Origin of the sequence: Tautonia rosea (assembly GCF_012958305.1) — a bacterium.
GTDB classification, from domain to species: Bacteria; Planctomycetota; Planctomycetia; order Isosphaerales; family Isosphaeraceae; genus Tautonia; species Tautonia rosea.
The window spans coordinates 1-26,946 of record NZ_JABBYO010000017.1 but is presented as its reverse complement, the minus strand read 5'-3'; the positions used below and the strand labels follow the sequence as shown (position 1 = coordinate 26,946).

Genomic DNA, 26,946 nt, shown 5'->3' with positions numbered 1-26,946 from the left:
CGGGCCGGTTTGCGGGGCCAGGACCGGGGGGAATCGACGATGCTCCAAGCCCAGATCGCGGCGCTCTACGGCGAGATCGAGATGCGGTTCGCCAAGTGGGACGCCGGTGTCCGCAAGATTGAACGGGATGTGCAGCGTTTGGGGCGGATGCCGCTCACCGTGCGGGTCGTGCTCGACGCCTCGCAGTTCCAGCGTCAGATGGCGACCCTCCAGGCGCAGGTCAGGGCCTTCGCAGCCACGCCCTTGCCGATCGGCCAGTTCCAGGCGCTCAACAATCAGATGGCCCAGATGTCGGCCCATGCCAGGGCGATGCAGGCCGCGATGGCGGGGATGCGGGCGCCGAACATGCCGGGCGGCGGCTTCGGGGGCTACCGAGGCCGTTACGGCGGGGGCTTCGCCTCGGGGGCGATGATGGCGGCGGGGCTGCCGTTCTTCGGCGACCCGCGGATGATGGCCGGGGCCGCGACGGTCGGCGGGGCCTTCTTCTCGGCGCGTGAGGCCATGAGGACCGAATCGGCGGTGGCACGGCTCGGGGGCATCGCCAGCATCGACCAGCGGGCCTCGGGCCGCATGGTGGGACGACTCGGGGGCATTGCGACCGACACGCCAGGCCTGAACCGTGCTCAATCGTTCGAGCTGGCCGAGGTGCTGGCCCGTGCCGGGGTCGGCGCAAGCGACATCCCGGAATCGACGCGGGTGTTGGGACGCCTTGCGGCCATGACGCCGGATGCCGAGCCGCGGGCGCTGGCCGAACAGACCGTCCAGACCTTGAACGCTTATCGTCGGCCGATGTCCGACGCCGGGGGCTTCACCGCGGCCCTGGCGGCGCTCGACGCCTCGGCGGTGGCGACGGCTCCTGAAATCCTGAACATCACCCGCCGTCTCGCCGGGGCCGGTCAGGCCGCGCGGCTCAAGCTCACCGAAACCATGGCGCTCGGGGCTGAGATGCGATCGGTCGGCCTGCCCGTCGAGTCCGGTTCCACCGCCATGAGTCGCATCCTGTCGAAGATGGCCGATCGGGGCCAGCAGGCCGAACTCGACCGGGCGCTCGGGCTCCGGCCCGGGACGATCGGACGCCAGTACGCTTCCGATCCGCTCTCGGCGCTCGAAACCCTGTTCGGGGGCATCGGCTCCGCGACGGCCCGGGGGGATGTCAACGCGCTGGACTACATCCGCAACGAGCTCGGATTCACGAACCAGCGTGACATCATGCTCGCCGGCCAGCTCGGGGGCCGCATGGGCAACGTGCGGGCCGCTTCCGAAATGGCGGACCGGGAGTGGGGGACCGGCTCGATCATGGCCGACCGCTTCAAGCGTGAGGCCGACACCACGGCGGCCGCTCTGGAGAAGCTGACCGATTCGGTGCGGGGCCTGGCCTCGGCAGCGGGTGGCGGGGCGAACCAACTGGTGAAGGGTGCGGCCAACTGGGGGGCCGACTACTTCGGCTTCTTCGCGGACGCCTTGACCACTCAGGCGACCAACCTCCCGAACCAGCAACCGCCGGGTCCTCCCCCCCTGGCCATGCAGGAAGGGCAGCGGTCCTTCGTCGGACCCTTGCGTCCGACCGAGGCCCAGCTCCAGGCGATGGCGGCCCAGCGTTCGGGGGACCGGTTCCTCAACGATGCCTGGACCCCGCTCAATGCCCTCTCGGGCTTCAACGTGAACAATGCCCTGGCATCCGTCGCCGGCCGATTCAGCCGGGGCGTCAACGCTGCCGAGAGCGCACTCTCCCGCGTCAACGGGGCCGCCGTGCGACCGCTCGACATCCCCGAACGCCAGTTCGCCGCATCCGTCATGGACCCGATGGCGGCGATGCAGCAGCAGCAGGTGGACATTCTCGACCAGGAAGCCATCCGACTCCAGCAACAACAGTTGGCCGCGGTCGAGCGTTCCGTCGAAATCCTCGGCGAGATTCGGGATGCGGTGGGCAATCGCGGCGGCGGTGGTGGCGTCGTCCCTGCCCTCATCGGCGCGGGCTTCGGCGGCTGACGACCGAGGGGGGGGGCTGGGCCGGTCGATCGCGGCGCGAGCGGTCAGGGTTCGGTCCCCTCGAATACAGGGCATTTCGGCGTGCCCCCGACATGAGGCATCGACGTATGAGCGAATATAAACTAGAGAAGTCGCCGGGGCCGCCGGCCGATGTCATGGCGGGCCTGAACCATCGGCAGCGGTCCTTCGTGCTGGGCATCATCGAGGGGCTGTCGGCGGTGCAGGCGGCCAAGCGGGCGGGATACGCGCAGCCGGTGGCCAAGGCGTCCCGCGTCATGGCTCACCCGGCCGTCGCGCGTGCCATCGAGGCGATGGCCGAACAACACGCGATGCGGGCGGGCGAGGTGCTGCTCCGCATCAGCGAGATTGCGGCCTTCGACCCGGCGACGGTGGCCGGGAAGGTCTACACGACCGCCGAGGACGGGCGGCGGGTGGTCGATTGGGATGCGGTCGAGCGGCTCAACGTCGGGCGGTTCATCCAACGGATCGGGATGCACGGCAAGTCGGGCCACGAACAAATCTATTGGTACTCTCGTGCCGATGCGCTCTCCCATCTGAGCAAGATTCACGGCCTGACCAGCGAGGGCTCGACCGTGAGCATCAATGTGGACTCCATGAGCATCGACGAGTTGAAGGCCGTCATCACGGGCAAGTGATTGATTGCTTGTGTGTTTGGTTGGAAAAGGTGGAAACGGTCATCGCCGGGCCTTGGCCTTTGCCTTCGGGGGCGAGGGCAGGCCGGTTTCATGCTCGTTGTCCTCGCCGGTGTACCAGTTGGTTTCGGCGAGTGGGCAACCGTCGCGGAGTGCTCGCAGGGCACCGCGGACGCTGGCGGCCTTGCGGCCCTGAACGACGCGGGTCATCGTCGAGAATCGGCCACGGGATGCCGGCCTGTGCTGCCAATCGGTCAACGAGCATCTCCAGGACGGCGAGGCGTCGGCCCTGGCGTTCGTAGGCGTCCTGCAAGCGCCTCAGGTTGACGTGATCGGGGACCAGGCGGGAACGGTCGGGATAGCTCACGGATGCTCTCCTGCGATGCGAGGGGGCCTTGCGTCCAATGGACAAGGCGGGTCGAGTCGGCGGGGCGGTGGCTCGGTCGGCACGCTCACCGGAACGTCGAGCCGATCGGCAAGGGCCTGGATCGCCGCGGCAAGCTCACTGATCCAGCACAGCAGTTGCTCATGACGCTGCGCGGCCAGGACATCGTGATTCGGGGGCATGGGTCGGTCCTCCTCAATCGGGGCCGGTGTCGCACCGTGACAGGCAGCAACACCGGCCGAGGGTCGGGTCAGATTCGGACGCTGGGAAGGGTGCCGCTCGTATTCCAGGCGGCGGGCTTGCGGGTCGCCGATGCCCCTACTCCGTGGGCAACGCTGCCGTCCCGAAGCTGGGTCGCCTGGCGCCGGCCATCCTCGGGGCCGAGCCCGACCCGAGAGGCGGCCATGCGTATGGCCTCGGCCTCGCTCACACCGGGCCGGGCCAGGTCGGTGTACGTGCCGATGCGGAGTCGCACCTCGTCGGGCTGGTCCGCGAAATGCTGACCGGCCAGGTCCCGCATGCGCCGCTCCATCGGGCTCGGCCCCGGCTTGTGGGCGATGGTCGCGTGCTTGTTGGCAAAGTCCCGATCGGCGAGCTTGCGCCGGATGTGCTCAAGTTGGCTAGGACCCGCCAGCGGGGCGACGGCGGTGGCCACCTCGGCGAAGGCCCGCTCGGCATCCTGCACCACGCCGGCCGCTTCGAGCGCCTTCAGGTAACGACGGGCCGGTGACTTGCTCTCGGGGGCCGGTGCGTCGGGATCACGGAACCGCTCGGCCACTCGCTCAAGATGTTCGGCGACGGCCCGCGCCATGGCCTCGGGCCGGGCCGCTCGGATGTTCGGGTCGGTGCTCAAGAGGCTGGCGATGCGCTCGTGGGAACCCGGCAGCAGGTCCGGCCCCTGGAGACGGACCTCATCGAGAATCTTCGGGTCGGGGGCGGTGGTGGTATCGGTGGACATGGGAACCTCCTTAGCGAATAAGTAATTGCAAGCACTCTTGTAACGGCGTTACAAGGATGGGTGATTGGGTGAATGTAACGGCGTTACAGTCCGATTCGGAAGGATGAACGGACTCGTCGTGGAAGGAACGGAAGGAACGGAACCGAGTTTGGGTATAAGCGCTTCATACACGCTCGCGAGAGCGCTATACCGGAATGTGGTTCCGTTTCCTTCCGTGGTTCCGTCACGTTGAGTTCCTCGGTTGGGTTCAAGCCCGGTCGTCGCGGAGTCCGACCCCGCGATACCAGGCGCCGTTGTTCTTAAATCGCTCGAAACCTCGCTCGGTCATTGCCTGGCCAAACTTCCGTTGAGTACCGAGTGCGTCCTCTCCGTTGCGTTTAGCCCATTCCTCGTAGCGTGTCCAAAGCTGACTCGCCCTGGCTTTCGCCTGTCCGTTGATGACGCACTCGTCGTCAAGGAACGACCCCAGAACGTCCTGCTCGGCCCGATAGGCGGTGGTCGCCTCGGTGACGGCGTCCGGTGGGGCGAGCCCATGCTCTTGCCACAGAAGGCACCCTCGGACACACCAGGCCAGAATGCCGGGCAGTTCCTTCGAAAGCTTGAGGGGCAGCGCCCTGTCCTGCTCGCCCTCCGGGATGCGGACCAGAAACGGCACGAGTTTCAGCCGACGCCAGATCGCATGATCGGTGCCGCGAATCTCGGGCTTGTGATTGGTGCAAAGCATCAACTTGTGGGTTGGGGAGAATTCCCAGAAGTCCTCGCGCATTCGTCGGGCTCGAATCTTGTCCGAGCCGGTCAATTCCTTGACCAGTGTCTCATCCATACGCCCCCCTTCTGATGTCTCGATCGCGACGACCAGGCGGCGCCCGAACAGGTCAGCCCGTTCGGTGGGGTGAACACTCTGCCTCCGGGCCATGATGAAGTCAGGCGGGGCCTTCATCGAATAGTCAGGCCCAAGCAGGTCGAGGAGCACATTCAGCAATGTCGATTTCCCATTCGCCCCTGTCCCGTACAGGATAGGCAGCGCTTGCTCGGACACGTCTCCCGTGATGACGTAACCACAGAGCCGTTGCCAGTACCCAATGAGCGTTTCGTCACCATTAAAAACGCGTTCAAGCGTGGCTTCCCACAGCGGACACTCAGCGTCAGGGTCGTACTCCACCGGGGCGAGTTTGGTGATAACGTCTTCTCTCCGGTGTGGCCCGAGCGTGCCGGTTCGGAGATCGAGGGTGCCATTGAGCACGTTCAACGCCCAGGGATCACGGTCCAGCACGTCAGTCCGGATCGGGATTCCTTCCTCGCTGGCAACGAGACTGATCATCCCCCTGATTTTGTCGAGAGATTCCGATTTCTTTGCCCATTCAGCGGTCGCTTTCCGCTCGCTCTCTCCGTGGTGGCAGGCGGCCTCGGAGTAGATGCGCCGCACCGCCAGCTTTGCGAAGCGTTCAACCGCGGAGTAGTCCAGCTCCCATCGCTTGCCGGTGAACACGAGGAACTTTCGCCAGGAAACGACCCAGCGAATGTCCTCCCCGTGCCAGTGCGCGAGTCGTTCCGCGTTGCCAAGGTCGGTCGTGGAAAACATCTTCGGCGATGGCAACGCGGACACTTCCTCCTGGACGTTCGAAACAAGGGGGAAGCTCGGTGGTGCAAAAATCGAAGGCATCTCGATGTCGCGACTCATTAGCGGCCCCCCTTGGCAGTTCCTCGGTGCAAGGGGGCAATCGACCACCATCCATCTGCCGATTGCACGAGCATCCAGCCTCGTCTCAGCATGTGCACAACGAGGCGAATCGGGATGCGATTGGCTTGTTTCGGACGACCGAATCGCGTATCCTGTGATGGCACAGCGAATCTCCTTTCTCGTTCACCAGTCGCACAATCTTTCGGCTCGGCGGATTGCCCCTCCGCCGGGCCGTTTGCGTTTCACACGCCCAGCGCAGCCAATTCCGCCTCGGCCCGATCGATTTCCCGGCGCCGTCGCTCGCTCGCGTCGGGGCCTTGCCCTCCCGACTCGGCATTGAGCCGATCGTTGAACGCATCGAAATCCGACAGTCGGACGTAGACCCGACCGCCGACGCGTGTCGTCCGCAAACGGACGCGGCTACCGTCCCGTGCGAGGACTCCACGAGACGCCCATCGAAAAAGCGTGCTGACGTGCAAGTCGAGCCCCTCGACGCCTGGCAAGTCGCGGAGCTGGACGCGCTGGTTCCGGTCGGTTGCGAGATTCATAGAGGCTCTCCAGATGATGCGGGCGCACGAAAAAACCGGCATCGACACGGACTCGCCGTATCGGCCGGTTGCTTTCGATGCTCGGAATGTGGTCGCATTCATCGGCGGATCGGTGGCTCAAACAGCGGCAAGGGCATCCGCCCCGACACCGAAAACGTCGGGGCAGCAAGTACACACCTGCGATCGCTGGTCGATCCCCTGGACCGGCCGATGGGCCGAGGCTTCCTCGGCCACGCGAATCATTCAACCTGTTCAAAAGTTTACAGATTCAGTTCAGTGCCGTCAAGAGGAAACAGCATCACCCAATTGCATTCATCGCCATGACGGCAAGTGTCTCGTCCCGTTCGGCGTAGATGGAAGTCGTCGTCACATCGGAATGGCCGAGGAGCGCCCGTGCGGCGTCGATCCCGAACTCCTTCCGGAAGCGAGTCGCAGCGGCATGCCGGAGTCGATTCGGCCTCCATCGCGGCACACCGGCCTTGTCGCAGGCCCGCGCGACCGCATAGCCGTATGCCGATGGCGTGTAGTGGTCGCTGTACCGTGCCTTCGGAGTCGCCTGACGGCGGCCCTTTTGGCTCGGCTGGACCGGGGTCTTCCTCGCCGCCCGCTTCCTCGCCCGGAACTCGGCATCGGCATCGGCCGGGGAGAACAGGAACGCTTCGAGCTCCGTCCGCAACCAGGGGGAGAGGATCGCTTGAGCCTTCGGCCCGAGGTAGATGGTCCGCTGCCGGCCGTGGTGCTCGGTCTTGTGCCGCTCAGGATGGTAGAGCCAGATGCGTCCGGACGTGTCGATGTCGCGCGTCCGCATCTGACACACCTCTCCGGGCCTCATGCCGGTGAGCCGTTGCAGCTCGACCATCGTCCGGACCTGACGGGAGACATGGGGCAGCACCGCATCGACGTACGCATCGGGGACGGGCCCGACCGGCTCGGTTTCCCTTGCGTTGCTCCTCCCCCGCTGGAGTCCGGGCACGGCGGCAAGCGCCTGGTAGACGGCCGGGGGGACCAACTCCTCGGCCACGCCCCACTTGAACACCTGGACGACCTTCCCGACGTTGTAGTTGATCGTCGAGCGGCCGAGTCCGTCCCGGACCAGTTGCTCTCGCAGGGCCTTGAGCGCCCTCGGGCCGAATTCGGCAACCGACGATCGCGCGTAGAGGTTCCGGAGCGGCCTCAGGGCGACCTTGAACTTCTCGGTCGTCCCGGTCGGGGTCCCGTCCGCGTGACGGTAGTGCGTCTCGGCATGACGGAGGAACCGCACCAGCAATTCGGCGACGGTCGGCCCTTCCGATGGCCGTTGGTCGTCCGGATCGGCACGAGCATGGCCCGGCTCGGGAAGTGAGCCGGTCGAGAGCCATTCGGCGATCACGCGTCGATAGCGTTCACGACTCTCGTCGGTGTCAAACCGGCCGAGGTAGATGTCCCGTCCGTCGATCCGGACGCGGGCCTGACCGGTGGGCTTGTGATGGGTGTAGGAAGGGACTCGGAGTGATCGGGAGGGCATGGACGCGACTCGCCGAGGGGCCTCGGTGGTAGTGCTACCACCATCGGACTACCTTCGGGCCGCGCCGCCGACCACCGGCGGGTACACGCAAGACGTGTTCGGCGTGGGACTTGTGATGAATGGGCGCACCAGGATTCGAACCTGGGACCTCACCCTTATCAGGGGTGCGCTCTGACCAACTGAGCTATGCGCCCGACTCGCGGGAGTGATGGCACGATTCTAACCGGTCGTCGCCGGGTGTCAACCATCCAGCGATCATGAAAGGGCTCGCTCGTGATTCTCGGCGCTGACGAATTTCCCGATTCCGCCCTCAAGACAGTCCTGCGAGGCTTGCCGTGGCATTCCCTCAGATCACCCCTTCTGACCGGTGCGAGAGACTGGCGGTTCCGTTGCGCCTCATCACTCCAAACCAGATCGATGCTTGGGGTTATGCTGCTTGCCAACTCCCTTGGGCTTCTTTCAAGGAGCCTCCGAATGTTTTTCATGAACTTCGTGAGTGTTGCCAGTGTCGGTCTTAAAGGCGGTTGAGAAATGTGTTCCGTGTTCCGTGTCAGACGTCCCTGGCCGATCCTCGAACATGCCAACTCAACCCCCATCTGTCTTCATACCTTGACTCGGATCAGGAGTTGCCCCGATCAACTGACTTGCTCTTCTCGTCTCAAACCGGACCATTGACAGGCCTCCTTCGACCTCGTACGATAATCATCCTTCGAGTGAATAAAGGGCAGATAGCTCAGCTGGTAGAGCACAGGACTGAAAATCCTGGTGTCGCCGGTTCGATCCCGGCTCTGCCCACTTGGACTTACGTCTAGTCACCCCCTCGAATCGACACGGTCCCCGACACACTTTCCGGGGAGTTCGTGATCGATGTTCAGAAAACCGAAACCGTGGCTCTGGAAAGCCCGGATAGCTTACTACACCCAGATCGCGGGCGTCCAGGTGCGTCTCTGCAGCCAGGATCGAGGCAGGGCAGAGGCCCAGCGTGAACTCTACCAGTGGTTGGCCGACTGCGGCATGGCGCCGATTGCCAGGTCGCTCAGCGTCCGCGAACTGCTCAATGAGTTCCTCGAAGACGTTGCCCGCCCCGTCGAACGCGGGGAGCGATCGTAATCGACCCACGACGGCGATCGTCGCTTCCTCAAACCGGCCGCCAAGGTCCTGGGGGCCCGTCGTCCGGAAGACGCCCGGCCGATCGACATCCAGCGCTGGGCCGAGGCCCCGAGTCTGTCCTAGAATGCCACGACGCGGTTCAACGCCATCACCGCGGTCAAGGCGGCCTTCTCCTGGGGCCGCAAGGTCGGCCTGCTGCGCCCCAATCCGATCGAGCGGATGGAGCGGCCGACGCCCCTGCGGCGGGAGTTGGTGCCGACCGAGGATGAGGTCCGTACCCTGATCGCGGGCGACGGCGACCAGCCGTTTCGCAACCTGCTGACGGCCCACTGGGAGACCGGTTGCCGGTCCCACGAGGCGATCACCCTCGAAGCGGATCGAGTGGACCTCGACGCCATGGTCTGGCTCGTGCTGAACAAGAGTAAGCGTTCGGCCGAGCTTTCAGTTACCCACAAGTCGTCGGCTGAGTTCGAAGCCGAGCTGGATGTCCATGAGTCGGGTCAGCCCGCGCCAGATCACCATGTTCCCCGGCGGCGGGTCCTTCGTCCGCGCCAGGTAGCCGCCCAGCTTGGCGATCGCCACGAGGGAGTGCGACACCGTCGGCCTCGCCGGCCCGGTCGTGTCCCCACCGAGCTGGTCCAGGATCGCGACTTCGGTCGCCGTCAGGGCGACCTCGGGCGTCGCCCGGTTGGTCATCGTCAGCCAGAAGACCCACCAGGCGACGATGCAGAGTACTGCCAGTAGGTTGGTCAGCCGCTCGGCCGTCCGGAGCCGGGCCTGCTCGGCCCGGCAGCCCGACTTCAAAATCTTATGATACGTCTCGATCTTCCAGCGATGGGCGAATCAGTCCAGCTGCTCGACCGCGTCGGGGAGGCCCGCCACGGCTTGGTCCGTCAGCAGGTCCCAGCGGATCGGCTCCCGACCCTCGGGAGTCCCGCGCTCTTGGGCGTGGATGACCGTCAGCGACAACGCCGGGTCGCGGTCTTGCTTGCCGATCGGAGGCCGCACGGTCATCCGTCGCACGCGCAGCTCGACCTCGGCGGTCGCGGCACGGCCCCTGGCGTCCCGGACCTCGACCTCATGGACGCCCAGGATCGGCATGTGGCTCATCACCCGGGAGATCGTCGTGTCGCCGTCCTCGGCCAGGCGGTCGACGCAGGTGCGGACCAGGACTTGCGTCTCGGCCTGCCGGGCGGTGCAGAACAACTCGTAGATGTCGGCCTCGCGGTCGCCGATGTGGACGCAGCGAGACGGGTCGCCGAGCAGCTCGGTGGACTGCGTGAGGTTCTCCAGCCAGCGGACGCTCTCCTTCTGCTCGATCGGGATCCGGGTGGGATTGACCGTCCGCTTCAGGGCGTTGGTCCCCTTGAACTTCTCGCGGGTCCAGAACTTCACGGCCGCCAGGCCGAGCGGCACCCCCTGGGGGGTGAGGACGAGGCTGGAGTGCATCAAGCAGGCCGCAGAGGGTGACGGTGGCATGCCGGGTCTTCAGGAGCGAGAGCCGGCCGATCGCCTCGGGGTTGGCGCGGGTGAAGCTGAACTCGGTCGTGTCGTGCAGGACGAGGATCGGACCGGTCGTCGCCTCGAAGCGGGCCCGAGTGGCCGCGAGGTGGCCGGCCAGGATGACCCCATCGTCGACCCAGGGGTTGCTGAAGAAGCGGGAGGCGGCCTTGGTGGCGGCCCAGTCCCGGTAGGCCATCGGCGTGGTGGCGCCGATCCGCTGTCCGAGGTTGCCGAGCAGCTTGCCCAGCCTCGTCCTCAGACGCCGGTCGGGGAACTGGCAGCCGTCGAGTTCGTGATCCACCCAGTCGTCTATCGCGATGGCCCTGAGCAGAGGGAAAGCGCTTTGACGATCTCAGCCGAGCCCTGACTGTAGTCCCCGCAGCCGGGCCGCGACACCGGCGACTTGTGGGTAATCGAAAGCTCAGCCGGACACTTACGCAGCATGTCCCATTGGCAGCCGGAGCGGTTGAGGTAGAGGATGGCGTTGAGCACCTCCCGCATGTCGACCTCCCGGGGCCGACCGACCTCGTAGACGGGGATCAGCGGCTCGATGGTGGCCCACTGATCGTCGGTGAGGTCGGAGGGGTAGGGCTTTCGCATCGGACCGTGCTCCGTTGTCGGCGTTGGGTGCGGACCTCCTGATGGAGCAAGAGTTTACGAGGTGGCCTCATCACCGGATAGCCTTGAACAGCGGCCGAGGTGATCGATCGATCGGGGGCATGAGCTCTTCAGCTTCGAGCAATGCGAACGCTCAACACGAACGATCACGTCAAACTGCACGAGGCCGCATCATCTGGAGCCAGAACGCGTTGCCATGAAGCAACATGAGATGAGACGAGTTGAGCCACTGTTCGTGCCGAGACGTCTACACAGTTGACTTTTCGAGTCATTTTGTCAATTTGTTCTGGCTGACCTAATCTTGGCATTTGAAATTACGATCCAACATCCCTTGTCTGCGGCCCTGTCTATAAGCGACCTCAATCACAGGAACGCCAGGCTCAGCGTCCGATGCCACATCGCACCCCTGACTCACGAAGACACCATGGACCCTCAGAAATTCCCCTCGCGAAAGTGGACTGGCAAGGCGATCGGATCGGGCCGTCGGGCCGCACGGAGAGCCAGTCGTCCCCGGCTGGAGAACCTGGAGCGGCGCGATCAACCGGCGATCCTGACCATCGTCGGTGGACTGTCCGAGCTGGCGCGGATGAACAACGCGTTCCAGACGCCGGGTCGGCTCACCGACCTCTCCGGCACGGCCCAGGAAGTGTTCGAGCGTACCGTTGGGGGGGCCCTTTCGAAGGTTGCCCTCGGATCAACTCCCCTGACCGACGGCGACGGCGGGGTTGAGCTGAGCCTCTGGACCAACGTCAATTTGCACCAGCCTGGGGTGGCGTCGGTCTCGCAGCAGATCGGCCTGGCCGACCCTGCTGGTAACCTTGGCGTGCCGGTGGAGATCAAGATCGAGAAGAGCGAGCCCGACGAGCAGGACGGCGACCCGGTCACATTGCGGCTCACGCTTGACATGGCCATCCCAACGTACGCGTCGAAGGACGCCGTCACGAGGTTCGATTACCAGATGCTGGTTGGCAACGGGCACCACCCGACCTGGACGGCCGAGGATCGCGTCGACCTCGGCGGCCAGGGAATCTGGTCTGTCGGCCCGCGCCCCGGCCTCTCGAAGACCATGGAGATCCCTACCCGTATCGGCGAAACGCTGAACTTCCGCTTCCTGTCGACCATGGTGACCAACACGCTCGGTGTTGTCTCTCCCGGGCCGCCCAACAATGCGGGCTGGATCGTCGATACAACGGTGGAGATGCGGATCGAGAAGAAGACTTCGATCGAGTTGACTGAGCTGACCTGGTCCGGCAAGAAGGAGGGCGGGGTCAAGTTCGAGTATCAGGTCAATGGGCCAGACCCTATCCTCAAAGCCCCACCGGTGGGCCCCGTCCCGAACGCGGAGGTTCCCGTCGAGTTTTTCTGGGCAAAGGGGCCGAACTACCCGGCCGACGTCCTCGGGAATAGTCCGATCCACACCACTACGATCCCTTATGATCGGCTTAACGCCGGTGCGGGGAAACCCATCGTGGTGCCAGGCAAGAAGCTCCAGGGCGTTCCCGAGGGTGCCTTCTACCTCATCGCCGTTGCCGATCGCCAGAATTCCTTGGGCGTGTTCGACCCTCAAAACACTGTGCGGTCAATGCCACTCAAGATGGACGTAATCTCCTCCAAGCAGGGAAATCCGTTATGGAAAACACAGCAACTGCTGCTGCATCCCACTGACACTATCGGCGGCTTTGGCTGTGCCCTGACCAGCCTGTTCATGTCGCTGCACGCGGCGGGCATCAACACCATCACCTTAGATGGCTCTCCGCAGCCTCTGAATCCTTCAACTCTCAACACATTGCTCGTCCGCGAGAGTGCTGGCTCGGTCCCCCTCAACGCCCGGATTGATTTCGGAATCGCCGCTCGCATGGTCATCAACCACGTCGGCGCATCGAACTACCGCTGGGTCCCCTTCACCACGTCCAACCCGCAAAAACTCCGGGACAGGCTCTTGGAAACCGGTATGCCAATCATCTCTTGGGTCCCCAGTCTCACCAGGCCCGGTAATTCTCATTTCGTCCTGATCACGGGCATTGCCGGCGACACCTTCTTTATTAACGATCCCGGATTCGATCACGTCCTTCTAAGCGACTACGCGCAGTTCCCATATCCCAATTTCGAAACACGCGGCTACGTCGTTGACCCGCCCGATGTCAGCGGACTCTACGTCACGGCAAGCTCCGATGACCACGATCTCGAGCTCTCGCTCATCGATCCCCATGGACGAGTCTCCTCCGTAACTGTCGGGGGGCAGATCGTGCGAAACCAGATCCCCGACGCAGTCCCGTTCGCGGATCTTCCAATCGCTGACCTTGATGGGACCAGTTCTCTAGCGACCACCGCTACGGCTTCTGTCTACCTGCCGCTACCCCCAGGCGGGAACTTCACCATCCGCGTTTCCGGATCAAGTCATCCCTCATCCGTAACAATCGCCAGCGCTTTGCCCGACAGTCCCTTTGAGCAGTGGCAGGCGCTCGATCTACCTCCCAACCCTGGGACACCCTCTGAATTCAGCATCTTTCTCGACCCGAACATCTATGGCGTGCCGCATGTGACGATCGCGGGGGCGGAGGCTATTGAGGGGGACATCGGCACGACCGAGTTCGTCTTCCCTGTCACGCTCTCGAGGGCTCCGACCGGCCCATTGACGATCGCGTATGCGACGGCTGACGGATCGGCCACGGTGGCAGACGGTGACTACATTCCTGTCTCGGGCACTCTGACGTTCGTGCCTGGCGGACCGCTCACGCAGCATGTGAAGGTGCTGGTCCGTGGCGATACCCGTTCCGAGCCGGATGAGTCCTTCGCCGTCGTGATCAGTAGCGAGGACCTCGTGCGCTTCGACGAGACGCGGGCGGCCGGGGTGATCGTTGACGACGACGCGGCCATCTCGATCCGCGATGCCTCACGCGAGGAGGGCAATGGCGGTCCTTCGCCGATGACCTTCATCGTGTCGCTCTCTCGGCGCAAGTCGGTGCCGGTCTCGGTCGACTTCACCACGGCTGACGGCACGGCCACCTCTGGCGGCAACGACTACCGCCCGATCGCCGGCACAATCACCTTCCAGCCGGGCGAGACGCTCCAGCGCATCTCCGTCGATGTCCTCGGCGACCTGACGAGCGAGGGGGACGAGACGTTTTTCGTGCGACTGGCAAACCCGGTTAATGCCTCGATTGCAGACGGGGGAGACCGGGCCACGGGCACCATCCGCGACGACGACGCGCCGGGGGCGGTGTACTACGTCAATGACGCCTCGACCCTGGGCGACGTCTTCACCATTGCACCGGGCGACAATGCCAACGACGGCAGGTCTCCCGCGACCCCGATGGCGAGCCTGACGGGCCTGTTATTGCGGTACAGTTTCCAGCCGGGCGACACGATCTATGTGGACGCCGGCGCGTACACCCTGGCAAGGAACGTGTCGCTGGGCCCGGCGCACTCGGGCGTGCGCATCATTGGAGCAGGTCAGGTCGCGGTGATGCCCTTGATCGACCCGGCGGCCATTCTCGCGGAGAACCCGGTCGCCTACTGGCGGCTGGGCGAGGCCGGTGTCAGCGACACGGCGTTCGACGCCGCCGGCCGCGGGCTTCACGGGAGGTACGTCGGAGGCATTCGTCGTGTCGAGGCCGCGCCGTCCACGGATGGCGCGGCAGAGTTCGACGGCAAGACCGGCTCGGTCGTCATCCCGGATTCCCCCCTACTGAACCCGCAGCAGTTCACGTTCGCGGCCTGGATTGATGATCGGGGCAATCAGGACGATGCCATGCCGATCGCCTCGAAAGTGGACGCGACCTATGGCTACTATGGCCACGGCTGGCGGCTGGAGTACAGACACGACACCATGTGGTTCCAGGTCTTCAATTCGTTTTCTCAGTGGTTACTGTCGGTTCCGCGGCCAGCGGCGGGTTGGACGCATGTCGCCGTCACCCACGACGGCTCGACGGCCTCGCTGTATGTCAACGGTCAACTCGCCGGGACCGCCGCCATGTGGTCTCCGTCGCCATCCTCGGCGCCCCTGGAGATCGGCGGCGGCGTGCCTTCGTACTCTCAACCAGATGTTCAGCAGTACTGGAAAGGGTCGATCGACGAGGTCGTCTTGTTCGATCGCGTGCTCTCCGCCGAAGCCATTGCCTCCCAGTACCGCCTGGCACGATGGACCGGCACCTCGCTGGACCGAAACAACCAGTCGGAGGGGGCGGTCGGGATCGAAGTGACCGACGCCACCAGCGTCGTGATCGCCGATTTGAGCATCGTGCGGGCCGATGTGGGCATCCGCGCCGCCGGGTCCGGGAGCACCGACCTGGCCGTCCGAGGCGTCGAGCTTGGGGATGTTCGGATCGGCGTGGAGATCTCGTCGGCCAGCCATCGACCGGCGATCGTCGCCTCGACGTTTCGGTCGAACAGCCAACACGCGTTGTGGAGCCAGTCCAACGGTGCCCGCCTGGTGGACTCCACGATCGTGAGTTCGGCAAGTTACGGCTCGAATGTCCTTCTTATCCAGGGCTCCGACGCGATCATTGAGAACAACGATCTTCTCAGGAACTCCGGCGGCCTCGCGCTGATAACGGACAGGGCTGGGCTGATCCGAGGTAATCGGATCCGCGACACCAGCTGGAATACCGCTGCCATCTGGGTCCTGACGTCGGAAAGCGCTCGGGTTTGGATTGAAGGCAACGAGGTGATCGGTTCGCACGGAACTGGTATCGACGCGGCGGGTCCGGGCATTTCTGTTCGGGGCAACACGGTCTCCGGAGGACTCGAGGCCGGCCTCGTTCTTCGGGCCGGCACCCAGGCGATCGGCAACACGGTTTCCGGCAACCGGGACGGGATCGTACACGCGCCGTTCAGACGCGCCTTCGGATGGCTGACCAATGGTCCGGCCCTGATCCAGGACAACATCGTCTTTGGAAATTCCAACATCGGCATATCGGTTCACGATACCGGTGAGGTGGTCGGGAACCGGGTCTATGGCAATGGCATTGGTGTGGTCGGACAGCACTATGACGAGATCACCACGCATTTATTCAGCCAGTTCAGGCCTATTCCGTTCCGGGGCACGATCCGCAACAACCTGATTTACGGTAATCGCGAAGCGGGCATCCAGATCCAGGGCGCGGCTGGCCCGAAGATCTTCAACAACACGATCGTGCAGCCCGGCGGACAGGGCTTCGAGGTCAGCCCACCCACCGGCTGGACGGCCCGCGACGTCCGGTTCACCTCCAACATCGTCCAGGTAGGCAGCGGCCACGCGATCCACCTCGCCAACAACGGTCAGACCAACTTCACAAGTGATTTCAACCTGTTCAAACTCACGGGGTCGGGAAAGATAGGCTGGTCCGGGGGCGAGTTTACGTCGATTTTCGACTGGCGGGCCGAGGTGGGCGTCGACTTCAATAGTCTTGTGGCCGATCCGCAGTTCATGGACCCGGCTGGCCCCGATGGAATCCTCGGGTTCGACCCGGTCACGGGCATCGATGGCGGCCGCGACGACAATTTCCGCCTGCGGAGCGGCTCGCCCGGCATCGCAGCGGGTGACCCATCGGCCGACGCCTCTCGCCAACCTCAGCCCAGTGGAGCCAGGATCAACGTGGGTGCTGACGGTGGTACTCCCGAGGCGACACCCACCGGCCCTGTTGGGGTGCTCATCTTGGAGTCGGGTGGGGCCACCGCGGTGGTGGCAGGGGGCCCTGCCGACAGTTACTCAATCGTGCTGACCGCCCCGCCGACCTCCGACGTGGTGATCTCCTTGTCCACGGATCGCCCTCTGAATCTTTCGACCCACCAGCTTGTCTTTACTCCGGCCAACTGGAGGGTGCCGCGTGCCGTGAACGTCCGACGCGTTGCCCCCGAGGGCACAACCGGCGACGATGTCGTGACCATCCGCCATACGATCGCCAGCGCCGACACGCGATTCGATGGGATCGCAGTGCGCAACGTGTCGGTCGATGTGGTCGAGCGGCAGCCGTCTCCGATCCGCGCGGCCAACGCTCGGGCCATACCCGGTGACTATGACGGCGATGGTATCACCGATCTCGCGATCTACACCTACGCCCCCCAGTACGGCCAGGGCCGGTTTGATATTCGGCCCTCGAGCCACCTCTTTGGGGAGACATATTCGGTCTTCCTCGGCTTCGCCGGTGGGATTCCCGTGTCTGGCGACTTCGACGGCGACGGCATCACCGACATCGCGGTTGTTCAGCCCGAGACCGATATCAACGGCGATCTCATCCCCGACCTGGCCCGATGGCTCTACATCCCGTCCAGCAAGCCCCCAGGGAGTGAGCCGGTCATCATCGATTTCGGCGCACCAGGCATCATGGATCGCCCGGCCCCCGCCGACTATGACGGCGATGGCATCACCGACATTGCCACCTTCCGCGCCAACTCCGACCTCACCCCCGGCGCGGCCGAGTGGTTCATCCTGGGGAGTTCAGCCGGTGCGTTCCGCGTGGCCTTCGGCGCGGCCAGCGGGGTCGACCTTCCGGCGCCCGGCGACTATGACGGCGATGGTCGTGACGATATCGTGACCTTCCGCCCCGTACCTCACCGCTTCGACGAGGCACGAGGCATCTTTGGCGTTGCGCAGTGGTTTGTGCTTCCATCCCGCGTGAACGACCTTCAGTACAGCCAGAGGGCCGGCGCCTTCCCAGTCGTCTTCGGTGCCGCTGGCAATGCCGACCAGCCTGCTCCCGCCGATTTCGACGGCGACGGCCGCACGGACATCATGGCGTTCCGTTCCATCACCGACTTGCCCGACGCCGCGGGCCGATCCGATTGGTTCCTGCTGCAGTCCGCTCCGAACGATACCTTCTACACGAGTACTCCTCCGCCGGGTGGCCGCCGCGTGACATTCGGCAACGCCGGCGACATCGCCGCAGTTGGCGATTACGACGGTGACGGCCGACCGGATGCGGTCGTGTTCCGACCAGAAGACGGAAACTGGATCGTCAGGAGTGGGCTCGACGGCACCCAGACGCAACAGGCTTTCGGGACTCCGGGCGCGAACGCTGTGCCGGTCCTTGCCCCGCTCTACTTCCGGCTCCGCGCAACAGGCAATCTGCCATCACAAGCGCGTTCGGCCGGGCTCCTCGCTGGCGGACGGGGCGCTGGCGGTTTAGTCGAGACGAGGACCACACCCATTGACAGTGGCACGAACAGCTCCAACCGGCAGATCGCCCGAGACTTCGGACACACTCGCGAGACCATTCGGCAAGTCCTCAACCATGCCGAGCCCCCCGTCCCGCCGACTCGTTTTCGAAAGGCTCCATTGCTCAATTCGTTCGAGTCGATCATCGATTGGATCCTGAACCACGACGAGATCTCACCGAGCACGCGACGGAAGCCTTGATTCTCTCAGGGATGACCTGCGTCTGGTTCAGGTTGTACCCCCGAACCCGGGTGGCCACCGATGCCGACACGACGACGAACGTTCACAGTTGAGTTCCAGACCGAGTTCACCTGGGTGTTACCGAGGCAGGGACACAGCTTCATCGAAGTCGCAAGCGACCCTGACCTCTGCGAGAGCAGGCAGTTTGTGCAGGAAACACGGACCGTAGCTATTTGTCGGGATCGAGAACTCTGCGGATCGACTCTCCACGCGCCCGACACAGGTAGGTGTGCAGAGCGACGCGACGCCAGGCGCATCGAGACGAGCCGCCGATCGGGTGACCTTCTCCACGAATCGTGGGCGCTGTTGCAATGTGCGGCTAGGATCGCCTCGGGAGAGAACCAATCATTGTCCCGGAAGCGGGAATCGGTCTTGGATGCTGCCCAGAAGCCCGTGGCCTGAGGGACGCGGGCCTCCGGCCTGGCGGTGAGGGAATCGACAAGGACCGCGAGCCATCGATTGAGACGACGATTACCGAGCTTGACGGACCGAAGTTCGTGTTCAGCCCCAGTCCTCTCCTACGACCCGAGGAGGCGATGGGATCACCCCCCCAACTTGTGGGTCATGGTGAGCGATTCGTGGGGAAGATCACTCCGCCAGACGCGTGCGGTGGGTCGAGGAGCCGGCTTCGTCCGGGGGGAGGCTGATTCATGATTTTGGTTTGATGAAAAGAACCTCGCCTCGCTCGATCCATCCCTTGCGAAGGTCCACTCGGAACCAGCCATCACTGTTCTTCGGCTGAAACCGGACGGGAGAGCGCGGGCCGAACTCGGCCAGGTCGTATTCCACCCAGGTCCGGCCCAGGTCGGGCGAGAAGGCGATGCCCGTCTGATAGGTTGATGCTGGTGAGCAGTGCCCGGCCAGGATCACACCATCCTGGATGATCATGTTCGCCATCTCGAACTCCGCATCGAAGAGCCGGGTATGCTTCGACGGGTCGGTCAGGTCTGCCGGGTCGCATCGAAAGATGCCGCGGTCATACTCCTCGTCGGGTTGCTTCGGCCCATTGGCATCGGCCGCCCAGTAGAGCTGTCCGGCGACGAAATTGATGCCGCCCGACTTGTATCGCGAATTGGCGTCCACCGAGATCAGCACGGTCCAGTCCCAACGATCCGTGGGGGCGTGGTAGGTCCCGCGCAGCCAGTGGCATTCGTGGCTGTGACCGCGGTTGATGTCGCCCGTGCAGGCGTAGAATGCCCGCTCGTCCGGATTGTAAGTGACCCCGTGAAGATGGCGGCAGATGACGGGATTCTCCGGATCGCCGAGGAACGACTCGGGCGGGGTTCCCTCCTCCTGGAAGTGCGGATTCCTGCCGAACGAATAGGCGATCTTGATTGTCTCGCCGCCGTTCGTGGAGTAAAAGATATTCACGGGGGCCGGCCCACCGAGCACATTGCAGTAGTTGCCCCATACGAGCATCTCCCTGCCGTCGATGTCCCAGGTGTGAACGCCGTCGAGCGGATGGAAATACCAGCCGGGCCGAGCGGGGTCCCTGGCGACATGAGGTCGGTAATCGCTCCCGTCGCGATCCTCGACGATGATCTCACGATATGTCCCGAGATTGTCGGTGCTCAGGAACAGCTTCTCACGCGTGGCGAAGAGGATGTTTCCATTCTTGAGCAGGCAACTGAACGTGATGTTGTCCGCGTCAGGGAAGGCAGCGTTATGTGCCCAACTCCGACCGTTGTCTTCGGACAAGAGAATTTGGCCATCGCCGAATCCGAAGGCCTTGTTGTCGCGCTGTGAGTCAATGTAAGGCCCCTCTGGTGCTCTGCGGTACCAGAAGTGTTCGGTCTCGCCGATCACCCCCGTGTCGGTGGCCCCCAGGCTGGAGAGGCTGGCGTTGAACAGACTGCCCACGGTTGCGGTCGCGGCAACTGTTCGTACAAACTGGCGTCGGTTCGAATGATATTGGGATTTCATGATTCACCGTCCTGTTGGTTCGGTGGTGCCAAACGGCCAGCCGGGCAATTTGCCGCATGACTGCAAGGCGAGGATGTCGAAAGCGCTTCCCGCGTTGGAAATGAGGTTGCCGCAATCCTGAACCGGCGAACGGGTGAACCATTTCCCGCTCTCGCGCTGATTGGCCAGCAACCAGGAGATGCCGAGCTCAAGTCGCGGGTCGTCCGCCGGCACACCGAGCTCCCGCGCGACGACGATCACGAAGCCGGTCCCGTAGCCGTCGCTGATATCGGTGGCCAGCGGTTGGCCGTCATCGCGGGCGAGTCCTCTCCAGTCCGTGAGCAAGCCCGCCGTGGACCAGCCACCGTCATCGAGTTGGAGGGCCAAGAGTTCGGCCAACGTCTGGTTGCGCTGCTCGGGCGTGGCGATCCCGTCGACCCTGACCGAAGCCCAGGCGAGCATGGCACGATGATGCAGCGATTTGGGCGGATTGTTCTCCAGATAAGTGCGCAGCTTCTCAAGGCCGGCGCGAGCCTGCGGGCTCTCGGCGTAGCCGTCGGGGGCGATGCCAACGGTGACCGCGGCAAGAGTCACACCGTAATGATCGTCGATCTCCAGGGGCGCGTAGTCGCAATGCGGCCAATTCCAACCACCGTCCTCGCGTTGTACGGCCCACATCATGTCGAGCACCTCGCGGGCCACGTCGCTCAACTCGCCCGTCGTCTGCGCGTCGTTGAAAGTCAATCCGGTCCCAACAACGATCGGCCAGAAGCCTTGCGCTTCCGTCGGTCCCTTCTTCTGCCAGCGGACCCGAGAATAACTCTCGTAGAAGCGGCGAACCTCGCCCGAGTCGGGGAGGACTTCGGCCAGCGCAGGACGCGCGGCCATATAGAACAGGTTGGTGTGGCACGTGGCACAATTCTTTGACTTCTGCCAGTTCAGCGCCGCACGATCCAGGTACTTCGCCGCCTCTTCTGCCGAGAAGTGGCCGAGCTTCGGTTCGTCCTCCCTGATCTCCGGCAAGCCTTCCTCGACATCACTCAGGGTGATTGGCTGTTGTGCGGTCACGAGGGCAGGCGCACCCACGACAAGAAGCAACAAAGCATGGGCAAATGTTGTGATCGATCTCATTGGAGCCGTTCCATGGATGCCGTATGCGGTGATTGAAGATCGGCGACTGTTGCCTTGCCGCATGGTATCTCCCGACTCGAGCGACCTCCAGACTCCGCCGATCGTCATGAACCATCAGGAATCAACCCTCCGACGGACACGAGAGCATTGTGAAGGTTCCGGGCGAGTCGCCCGGCGCCAGCGGCCCGGCCTGGAAAGGGTTCCGGAGGTCGGCCGGACGGTGCGTCCTTGGTGGCAGATCGTGCGGCAACCCCATCCACCTACGTGACCGTCCAAGTCCTTGCCCAACGCTCCAACTATTGCCCCTCGTCCTTCTCAGGGTCACGGTCCTTTACGGCTCCACGCATCCGGAGGAGCGCAAGCCAATTCCCACGCATCGACGACCGACGAATCGGGAGCCCCCATCGATCGCGGGTCGCGACAGCGAGCCGAACGAGAACGGCCTGCCGGGAGGCGAGGCCATCAAGGGGCTCCCCGAGCACACACCTCACTCGTTCTCGAAGGGATGCCGCCGCGGCTCTCCCTTCAGGCGTCCCCTCAGCGTGAAGAGCTGCACCAGACCTTTGTTGACGAGCCGCTCCCCTGCTCCGACCTCGGCCCGAGTTGTGTCGCTGGCCCCGTACCCTCCCCGGGCCGCGGACTGAAGATCGGGCAGGTAGCTTGGCCAGGCATAGGGGCCGTCACAGCAGTAGCCCAGCAAGTACGCGTGCGGCAGCCCCGCCATCTGGCGGATCGCCACCTGGAACGCGTGGAACGGCTCACCCGGCATGGTAATCAGGCCGATCTCGTCGTTGATCAGCACCGAAGTCACCCCAAGCGTAACCTCCTCGTCCGGCTCCCAACGGTTCTCGACCGTCAGATCGGCCGAGGCGCTCGACAGGGACTTCGAGGCCCCCGGCTCGTCCTCGATGCGCCCCAAGACGTCGAGGACCTCCTCGGCCAGCCGTCGCCCGACGCGCTCGACCACGGTGAAGTCGCTGTCGCGGTCGTCGCCCCGGGCCATGAGCAGGGGATTGATGTCGCCCCCGCCGCCCTGGAGGAAGAGGCAGGTCACGTCGCCGCCGAGTTCCTCCTCGACGAGGTCGCGCATCACGCCGGGGTAGTCGGCTGAGATCTTCCGATTGCGGGGGCCCAGAATGACGGGGTGGCAGGCGTAGGTCACCAGCACCGCGCGGACGTCCGACTCCTCGTCGGTGATCCGGATCACGCCAACGGTCGGATCGACGGGACCGTAGGGGATGTGGTCGGGGTTTTCGAACTGGGTCACCGCATGGTCGCCGTGGCGGACCAGGCGATTATAGCCCAGCGTGATGTTGCCCTCAGCCGCGAGGAACTGAGCCGGGAACAGCCCTTTCTGGGCCTCCCGAATCGCCTCCAACAAGCGACGTTCCACCGTGACGCGCCATGGTTCCTCCGGGCTGGGGAAGACCTCGTCGCGGAGATCCGGGCCGGCATGGGTGTGCGTATTGATCAGGAGGAGTCGATCGATACCGAGCTTGGGCATCTGCTCGTGGAGCCAGGGGGAGTTGAAGACGCAGAGGTCACACGCAACCACGGCGATCGTCGTCGAGGACGACTCCAGGACGAGGATGCGGGCGTCGAGCCGGTCGTGGATGCCGTCGGTGGGCTCGGCCGAGGCGTATCCGGCGGTGGGCCCCCCGATTGGGGGGGTGATGTCGACCCGCGCCACGCCGGCCCGGATGCCGGTCGCGGACGCCGGCCCGGATGCCGGTCGCGGACGCCGGCCCGGGGAAGAACCAGAGGACCGCCAGCAGGAGCAGGGCCCGGAGATTGGAGCGGACTCGAGTGCCGCCTGATGGCTTGTCCGTTGAGAGGAGGTCGAGATGACGGCGAGCGTTGACAGCGCCCGGGGCGAGCGGGCCGATTCGAGGACCACTCGAGCGTCCGGAAGCCGTAAACAGCGCCGCATGCCGGCACCAGGAGGTCCGACGTATCATCGTTATATTCCTCCAGTTTTTTTTGTCAATTCGTGCAGGTGCCTCGCCGGTGTTATGGCCGATTCTCGCGCACGGAAATGGTGTTGGCAAGCGTGCCAAGCAGGGCACACTTCGCCTGAGCCCTGGAGGGCCCGAATCCTACGTTCTCAGGGGAGAGCTCACCTCAGTTGGCATGCTTGTCCAACTTCATCGGCAGACTGCCGCGTGGGAGCGGGTAACCGGTCAAGGACCACGTCGCTCCGCGAGCTTGCCGCGGGACCGACCTCATCCGAAGGCTGACAGGTCGGAGATCGACTCCGGCGTATTCGGATGCGAGAGCTCCTCCTCGGACCCAGGGCCATTTCTCAAGTGATCCCCTCTTCTGTCTCCCAGGCCAGACGAGCGGTACTCGCGGGTGCAAGGCTGGAAGCGGATTGTCCACGCTCATCAGGGGGTCTCTTCCAGGTCCAGACACTCGATTGCAAATGAGTCGAAACGGCGGCTGCGATCCGATTGAGCCGAGCGGAAGTGTTGAGGACACTGGGATTCCCGGTAGGAGTTCATCATGTCGTCAGCCCTACGAGGTACTGTGGGGTATGGAATGACGTGCTTTCCCTCTCCCCTTAACGCAAGTGAGACGGACAGTCCCCCCGCTCGGGCCGACCGGGACCGCTGGGATCCTTTATGTCGACGTCATACAAGATCAAGATTGATCATTTCGTAGATAATTAGTATTTAGATTATATTCTCTCGGACTTCGCGATTCCATCAGCTTGTTGAATCCCACAGGCCTGGAGCGTTCACAAACCAGTTCCTGCCCTTCAATAGCAGGGCTTGGTTCGTCGGATCGCTTCAGGCTTCATACGGAGCGGCTTCTGCCTGGTAACCCTGGTGGCTCCCGACCTCTCAGGCTCGCGCCCTTCCCGCTTCATCCCCAGGATCCCGCTCGATAGAATGCGAATCGACAGCCACACCACGGTCACGAGTACCGGGATCGGCCTCGTGCTCTCAAGCTCCCCGCGACGCCACGATCCATCCGGAACCAGGACTGCCCCTCTCTTCGCCTTACTGATTTCCGATCACGTTTGCTCCGAATGCAAAGGCCAGGCTGAACCATGACTGCCCAGCCCCTCTCATCGAGACCGATCGGACAGACTTACGCGATCCGCCCGCACCCCGGCCGATCGGCCGGCATCCCCCTTGTGATCGCGACCCTGGTCTTTGTCGGAGGGGGATGGAGCGGGCCCACGACCCTGACATCCGCCGCCCCGGCCGACGTTCAGTCGACGGAGCAGCTTCCCTCACAATTTTTCGGGCAATACTGCCGGTCCTGCCACTCCGGCTCGGACTCCAAGGGAGACTTCCGCGTGGAGTCCCTCTCGCTCGACTTCGCCGACAAACAAAACCGTGAGTACTGGTTGAACGTTCTCGACCAGCTCGAAACTGGCACCATGCCCCCGCCGGATAAGCCCCGTCCCGACGCCAACGAACAGAAAGCCATGATCGCCTGGATCGACGGCCAGGTTGCTGAGGCAGAAGCCACTCGCCAGGCTCAGCAAGGCCGAGCGGTCTTGCGACGACTGAACCAGGTCCAGTACCAGAACACCGTGCGCGACCTGCTCCACGTCGACCTCGACCTCTCCGACCTGCTCCCCGCCGATTGTGTCGCGGGCGGCTTCGATACAAGCACCAAAATCTTGAACATGTCCTCCTATCAATTGATGGGCTATCTCTCTGCGGCGGACAGGGTGATCGATGCCGCCATCGCCGGTCATCGCCGACCCGCTCACTTCCAGCGTCGGATCAATCTTTTCGAAGATTCCTCGGCCCGCCGTCATGGCGTTTATCGCCACCTCGACGACGGCGTCGCCATTTTTAGCTCCGATCTCGCATCGAACATCCAGATTGTCTTCTGGAACCTCTTCACCCGAGCCCCAGGAAAATACCGAATCCGCCTCTCCGCCTACGCCTATCAGAGCGAGCAGCCCGTCCTCTTCCACATCAACGGCGGGACCGACAACCTCGGAGACCCTCCCTCCCTCATCGGCTACTTCGACGTTCCCCCCGGCGAACCCACCCTCATCGAGTTCGTCGAACAGATGGAGGCGGGTCGAAACATCCGTTTGCTTGTCGATACGAACGTCCGGCCGCGCGACCTCCAGCGCATGGGCGGGGCCGAGCAGTACCAGGGCCCCGGCCTGGTCGTGCAATGGGTCGAAATGGAAGGGCCGCTCCTCGATTCCTGGCCGCCGCCTAGCTATCGCCTCCTCTTCGGCGACAGACCCCAGGCGCGGGTGCCCGACCAGCCTGATCGCCTCGAAGTCGTCTCGGAGCAACCCCTCGCCGATGCCGAGGCGATCCTCCGGGCGTTCCTGCCCCGAGCCTTCCGGCGGGCAGTCACCGAGGACGAGATTCAGCCCTTTCTCAACCGCGTCCGAGCCAGGTTAGACGAGGGCGATTCCTTCGAGCGAGCCCTGCGGGTTGGTCTCAAGGCCGTCCTTGTTTCCCCTCATTTCCTTTTTCACCGCGAGCGCGTGCGGCCCCCGAGCCCTTCCCCATCAAATGACCTCCCTGCCCAGCCGGCTCCGCTCGATGAGTACTCCCTGGCCAATCGCCTCTCCTATTTCCTCTGGAGCTCGATGCCCGACGACGAACTATTCCAGCTCGCCGAACAGGGGCTCCTCAGCCAGCCGGACACCCTTCGCGAGCAGGTTGAGCGCATGCTGATCGACCCCCGGGCACAGGCCTTCACCGAGAACTTCGCCGGCCAGTGGCTTGGCCTTACGGACATCGATGCCACCTTTCCCGATCGCCAGCTCTATCCCGAGTACGACGACATCCTCCGATCCTCCATGATCCAGGAGGTCTACCTCTTCTTCGACGAGCTCCTTCGCCAGAACCTCAGCCTTGCAAACTTCGTCTCCTCTGACTTTAGCTTCCTCAACGGCCGCCTCGCCGACCATTATGGGATTCCCGGTGTCGAGGGGCTCGCCTTCCGCAAGGTTGACCTCCCGCCCAACAGCCCCCGAGGTGGTGTCATGACGATGGCCGCAATCATGAAGGTGACTGCCAACGGCACGACCACCTCGCCCATCGTTCGGGGCGCCTGGGTCCTCGACCGCATCCTTGGCACGCCTCCTCCTCGGCCTCCTGCCAACATCGAAGCCGTAGAGCCCGACATCCGGGGCGCGACGACCATCCGCGAGCAACTGGCCAAACACCGCGAAGTGGTTTCCTGTGCCTCATGCCATGTCTCCATCGATCCTCCCGGCTTCGCCCTGGAAAACTTCGACGTCATCGGTGGCTGGCGAGACACTTACCGCAGCATCGGCGCCGGTGAGCCTGTTTCCGTCTCCGGTCGACGCATGCCCTACCGAAACGGCCCTCCCGTCGACCCCTCCGACGTCTTGCCCGACGGCCGCAGCTTTCGCAACATCAACGAATACAAGAACCTCCTCCTCTCCGGCACCGATCAACTGGCTCGTGCCCTGGCCAGCATTTCTCACGGGGGGTGTTCGGAAGCCCTGATTAGGATGCCTTGAGTCCTGTTCCAAGCTCGACCGCTTGATGACGGTCTGGAACCGCTGTCCACGACCCGGGAGCGGTGTCCACCCACGTCGCGAGCCCTCGCCGGAGGCCGTCTCCGCTCCCT

At 64.0% G+C, this 26,946-nt stretch carries 16 protein-coding genes, 2 tRNA genes and 3 pseudogenes; 6 read left to right on the top strand and 15 right to left on the bottom strand.

Annotation, left to right across the window (positions count from 1 at the left end):
* The first annotated feature begins 39 nt into the window (after positions 1 to 39).
* On the top strand, positions 40 to 1,989 hold the full coding sequence (locus HG800_RS22845; protein ID WP_169979903.1) for a phage tail tape measure protein: 1,950 nt from the start codon (positions 40 to 42) through the stop codon (positions 1,987 to 1,989).
* Positions 1,990 to 2,096: 107 nt separating this feature from the next.
* Positions 2,097 to 2,645 carry a terminase small subunit gene (locus tag HG800_RS22840; protein WP_169979901.1) on the top strand — a complete coding sequence of 183 codons (549 nt, stop codon included), beginning with the start codon at positions 2,097 to 2,099 and terminating at the stop codon, positions 2,643 to 2,645.
* Between the two features lie 39 nt (positions 2,646 to 2,684).
* Here HG800_RS22840 and HG800_RS22835 read toward each other — a convergent pair whose 3' ends face one another.
* The 7 genes from HG800_RS22835 to HG800_RS22805 form a co-directional block, all read right to left on the bottom strand.
* On the bottom strand, positions 2,685 to 2,852 hold the full coding sequence (locus tag HG800_RS22835) for a hypothetical protein (RefSeq protein WP_169979899.1): 168 nt from the start codon (positions 2,850 to 2,852) through the stop codon (positions 2,685 to 2,687).
* A 153-nt stretch (positions 2,853 to 3,005) separates the two neighbouring features.
* The gene (locus tag HG800_RS22830) at positions 3,006 to 3,209 is read right to left on the bottom strand and encodes a hypothetical protein (protein ID WP_169979897.1); all 204 of its coding nucleotides are present in this window, start codon (positions 3,207 to 3,209) and stop codon (positions 3,006 to 3,008) included.
* 68 nt (positions 3,210 to 3,277) lie between these two features.
* Positions 3,278 to 3,985, bottom strand: coding sequence for a hypothetical protein (locus HG800_RS22825; RefSeq protein ID WP_169979895.1), 708 nt, complete (start codon positions 3,983 to 3,985; stop codon positions 3,278 to 3,280).
* A gap of 247 nt (positions 3,986 to 4,232) precedes the next feature.
* A complete protein-coding gene (locus HG800_RS22820; protein WP_169979893.1) occupies positions 4,233 to 5,582 on the bottom strand; it encodes a DNA primase family protein in 1,350 nt (449 codons plus the stop codon).
* 326 nt (positions 5,583 to 5,908) lie between these two features.
* Positions 5,909 to 6,214, bottom strand: coding sequence for a hypothetical protein (locus tag HG800_RS22815; RefSeq protein ID WP_169979891.1), 306 nt, complete (start codon positions 6,212 to 6,214; stop codon positions 5,909 to 5,911).
* Between the two features lie 298 nt (positions 6,215 to 6,512).
* Positions 6,513 to 7,718 (bottom strand): tyrosine-type recombinase/integrase, encoded by a 1,206-nt coding sequence (locus tag HG800_RS22810; RefSeq protein WP_169979889.1) that lies wholly within the window; start codon positions 7,716 to 7,718, stop codon positions 6,513 to 6,515.
* Between the two features lie 120 nt (positions 7,719 to 7,838).
* Positions 7,839 to 7,912 (bottom strand) — tRNA-Ile (locus tag HG800_RS22805).
* 528 nt (positions 7,913 to 8,440) lie between these two features.
* On the opposite strand from HG800_RS22805, the gene HG800_RS22800 reads away from it, so the two are divergent.
* Positions 8,441 to 8,513 (top strand) — tRNA-Phe (locus HG800_RS22800).
* Between the two features lie 72 nt (positions 8,514 to 8,585).
* Complete coding sequence (locus HG800_RS22795; RefSeq protein WP_169979887.1) at positions 8,586 to 8,828, top strand: hypothetical protein; 243 nt, start codon at positions 8,586 to 8,588, stop codon at positions 8,826 to 8,828.
* A 441-nt stretch (positions 8,829 to 9,269) separates the two neighbouring features.
* Here the strand turns inward: HG800_RS22795 and HG800_RS27040 are convergent, their stop codons facing one another.
* The 4 genes and pseudogenes from HG800_RS27040 to HG800_RS28510 form a co-directional block, all read right to left on the bottom strand.
* Positions 9,270 to 9,632, bottom strand: a complete 363-nt coding sequence (locus HG800_RS27040) for a hypothetical protein (protein WP_206352407.1) — start codon at positions 9,630 to 9,632, stop codon at positions 9,270 to 9,272.
* 39 nt (positions 9,633 to 9,671) lie between these two features.
* Positions 9,672 to 10,307, bottom strand: coding sequence for a hypothetical protein (locus HG800_RS27705; protein ID WP_235963896.1), 636 nt, complete (start codon positions 10,305 to 10,307; stop codon positions 9,672 to 9,674).
* A gap of 220 nt (positions 10,308 to 10,527) precedes the next feature.
* Positions 10,528 to 10,632: pseudogene (locus tag HG800_RS28515) on the bottom strand (transposase DNA-binding-containing protein); the annotation flags it as partial.
* 137 nt (positions 10,633 to 10,769) lie between these two features.
* A pseudogene (locus HG800_RS28510) lies at positions 10,770 to 10,931 on the bottom strand (transposase); the annotation flags it as partial.
* A gap of 442 nt (positions 10,932 to 11,373) precedes the next feature.
* Between HG800_RS28510 and HG800_RS22780 the strand changes: the two are divergent.
* On the top strand, positions 11,374 to 18,285 hold the full coding sequence (locus tag HG800_RS22780) for a Calx-beta domain-containing protein (RefSeq protein ID WP_169979885.1): 6,912 nt from the start codon (positions 11,374 to 11,376) through the stop codon (positions 18,283 to 18,285).
* 5 nt (positions 18,286 to 18,290) lie between these two features.
* On the opposite strand, the pseudogene HG800_RS28505 reads toward HG800_RS22780, so the two are convergent.
* The 4 genes and pseudogenes from HG800_RS28505 to HG800_RS22760 all read right to left on the bottom strand — a co-directional run.
* Positions 18,291 to 18,818 (bottom strand): annotated as a pseudogene (locus HG800_RS28505) (transposase DNA-binding-containing protein); the annotation flags it as partial.
* Positions 18,819 to 18,972: 154 nt separating this feature from the next.
* Entirely contained in the window at positions 18,973 to 20,247 is a 1,275-nt protein-coding gene (locus HG800_RS22770; protein ID WP_169979883.1) for a hypothetical protein, read from the bottom strand.
* 3 nt (positions 20,248 to 20,250) lie between these two features.
* Positions 20,251 to 21,357 (bottom strand): squalene--hopene cyclase, encoded by a 1,107-nt coding sequence (locus tag HG800_RS22765; protein WP_169979881.1) that lies wholly within the window; start codon positions 21,355 to 21,357, stop codon positions 20,251 to 20,253.
* A 487-nt stretch (positions 21,358 to 21,844) separates the two neighbouring features.
* Positions 21,845 to 23,047 carry a neutral/alkaline non-lysosomal ceramidase N-terminal domain-containing protein gene (locus HG800_RS22760; protein WP_169979879.1) on the bottom strand — a complete coding sequence of 401 codons (1,203 nt, stop codon included), beginning with the start codon at positions 23,045 to 23,047 and terminating at the stop codon, positions 21,845 to 21,847.
* A gap of 1,362 nt (positions 23,048 to 24,409) precedes the next feature.
* Between HG800_RS22760 and HG800_RS22755 the strand changes: the two genes are divergently transcribed.
* Positions 24,410 to 26,836, top strand: a complete 2,427-nt coding sequence (locus HG800_RS22755) for a DUF1592 domain-containing protein (RefSeq protein WP_169979877.1) — start codon at positions 24,410 to 24,412, stop codon at positions 26,834 to 26,836.
* The last annotated feature ends 110 nt before the right edge of the window (positions 26,837 to 26,946 follow it).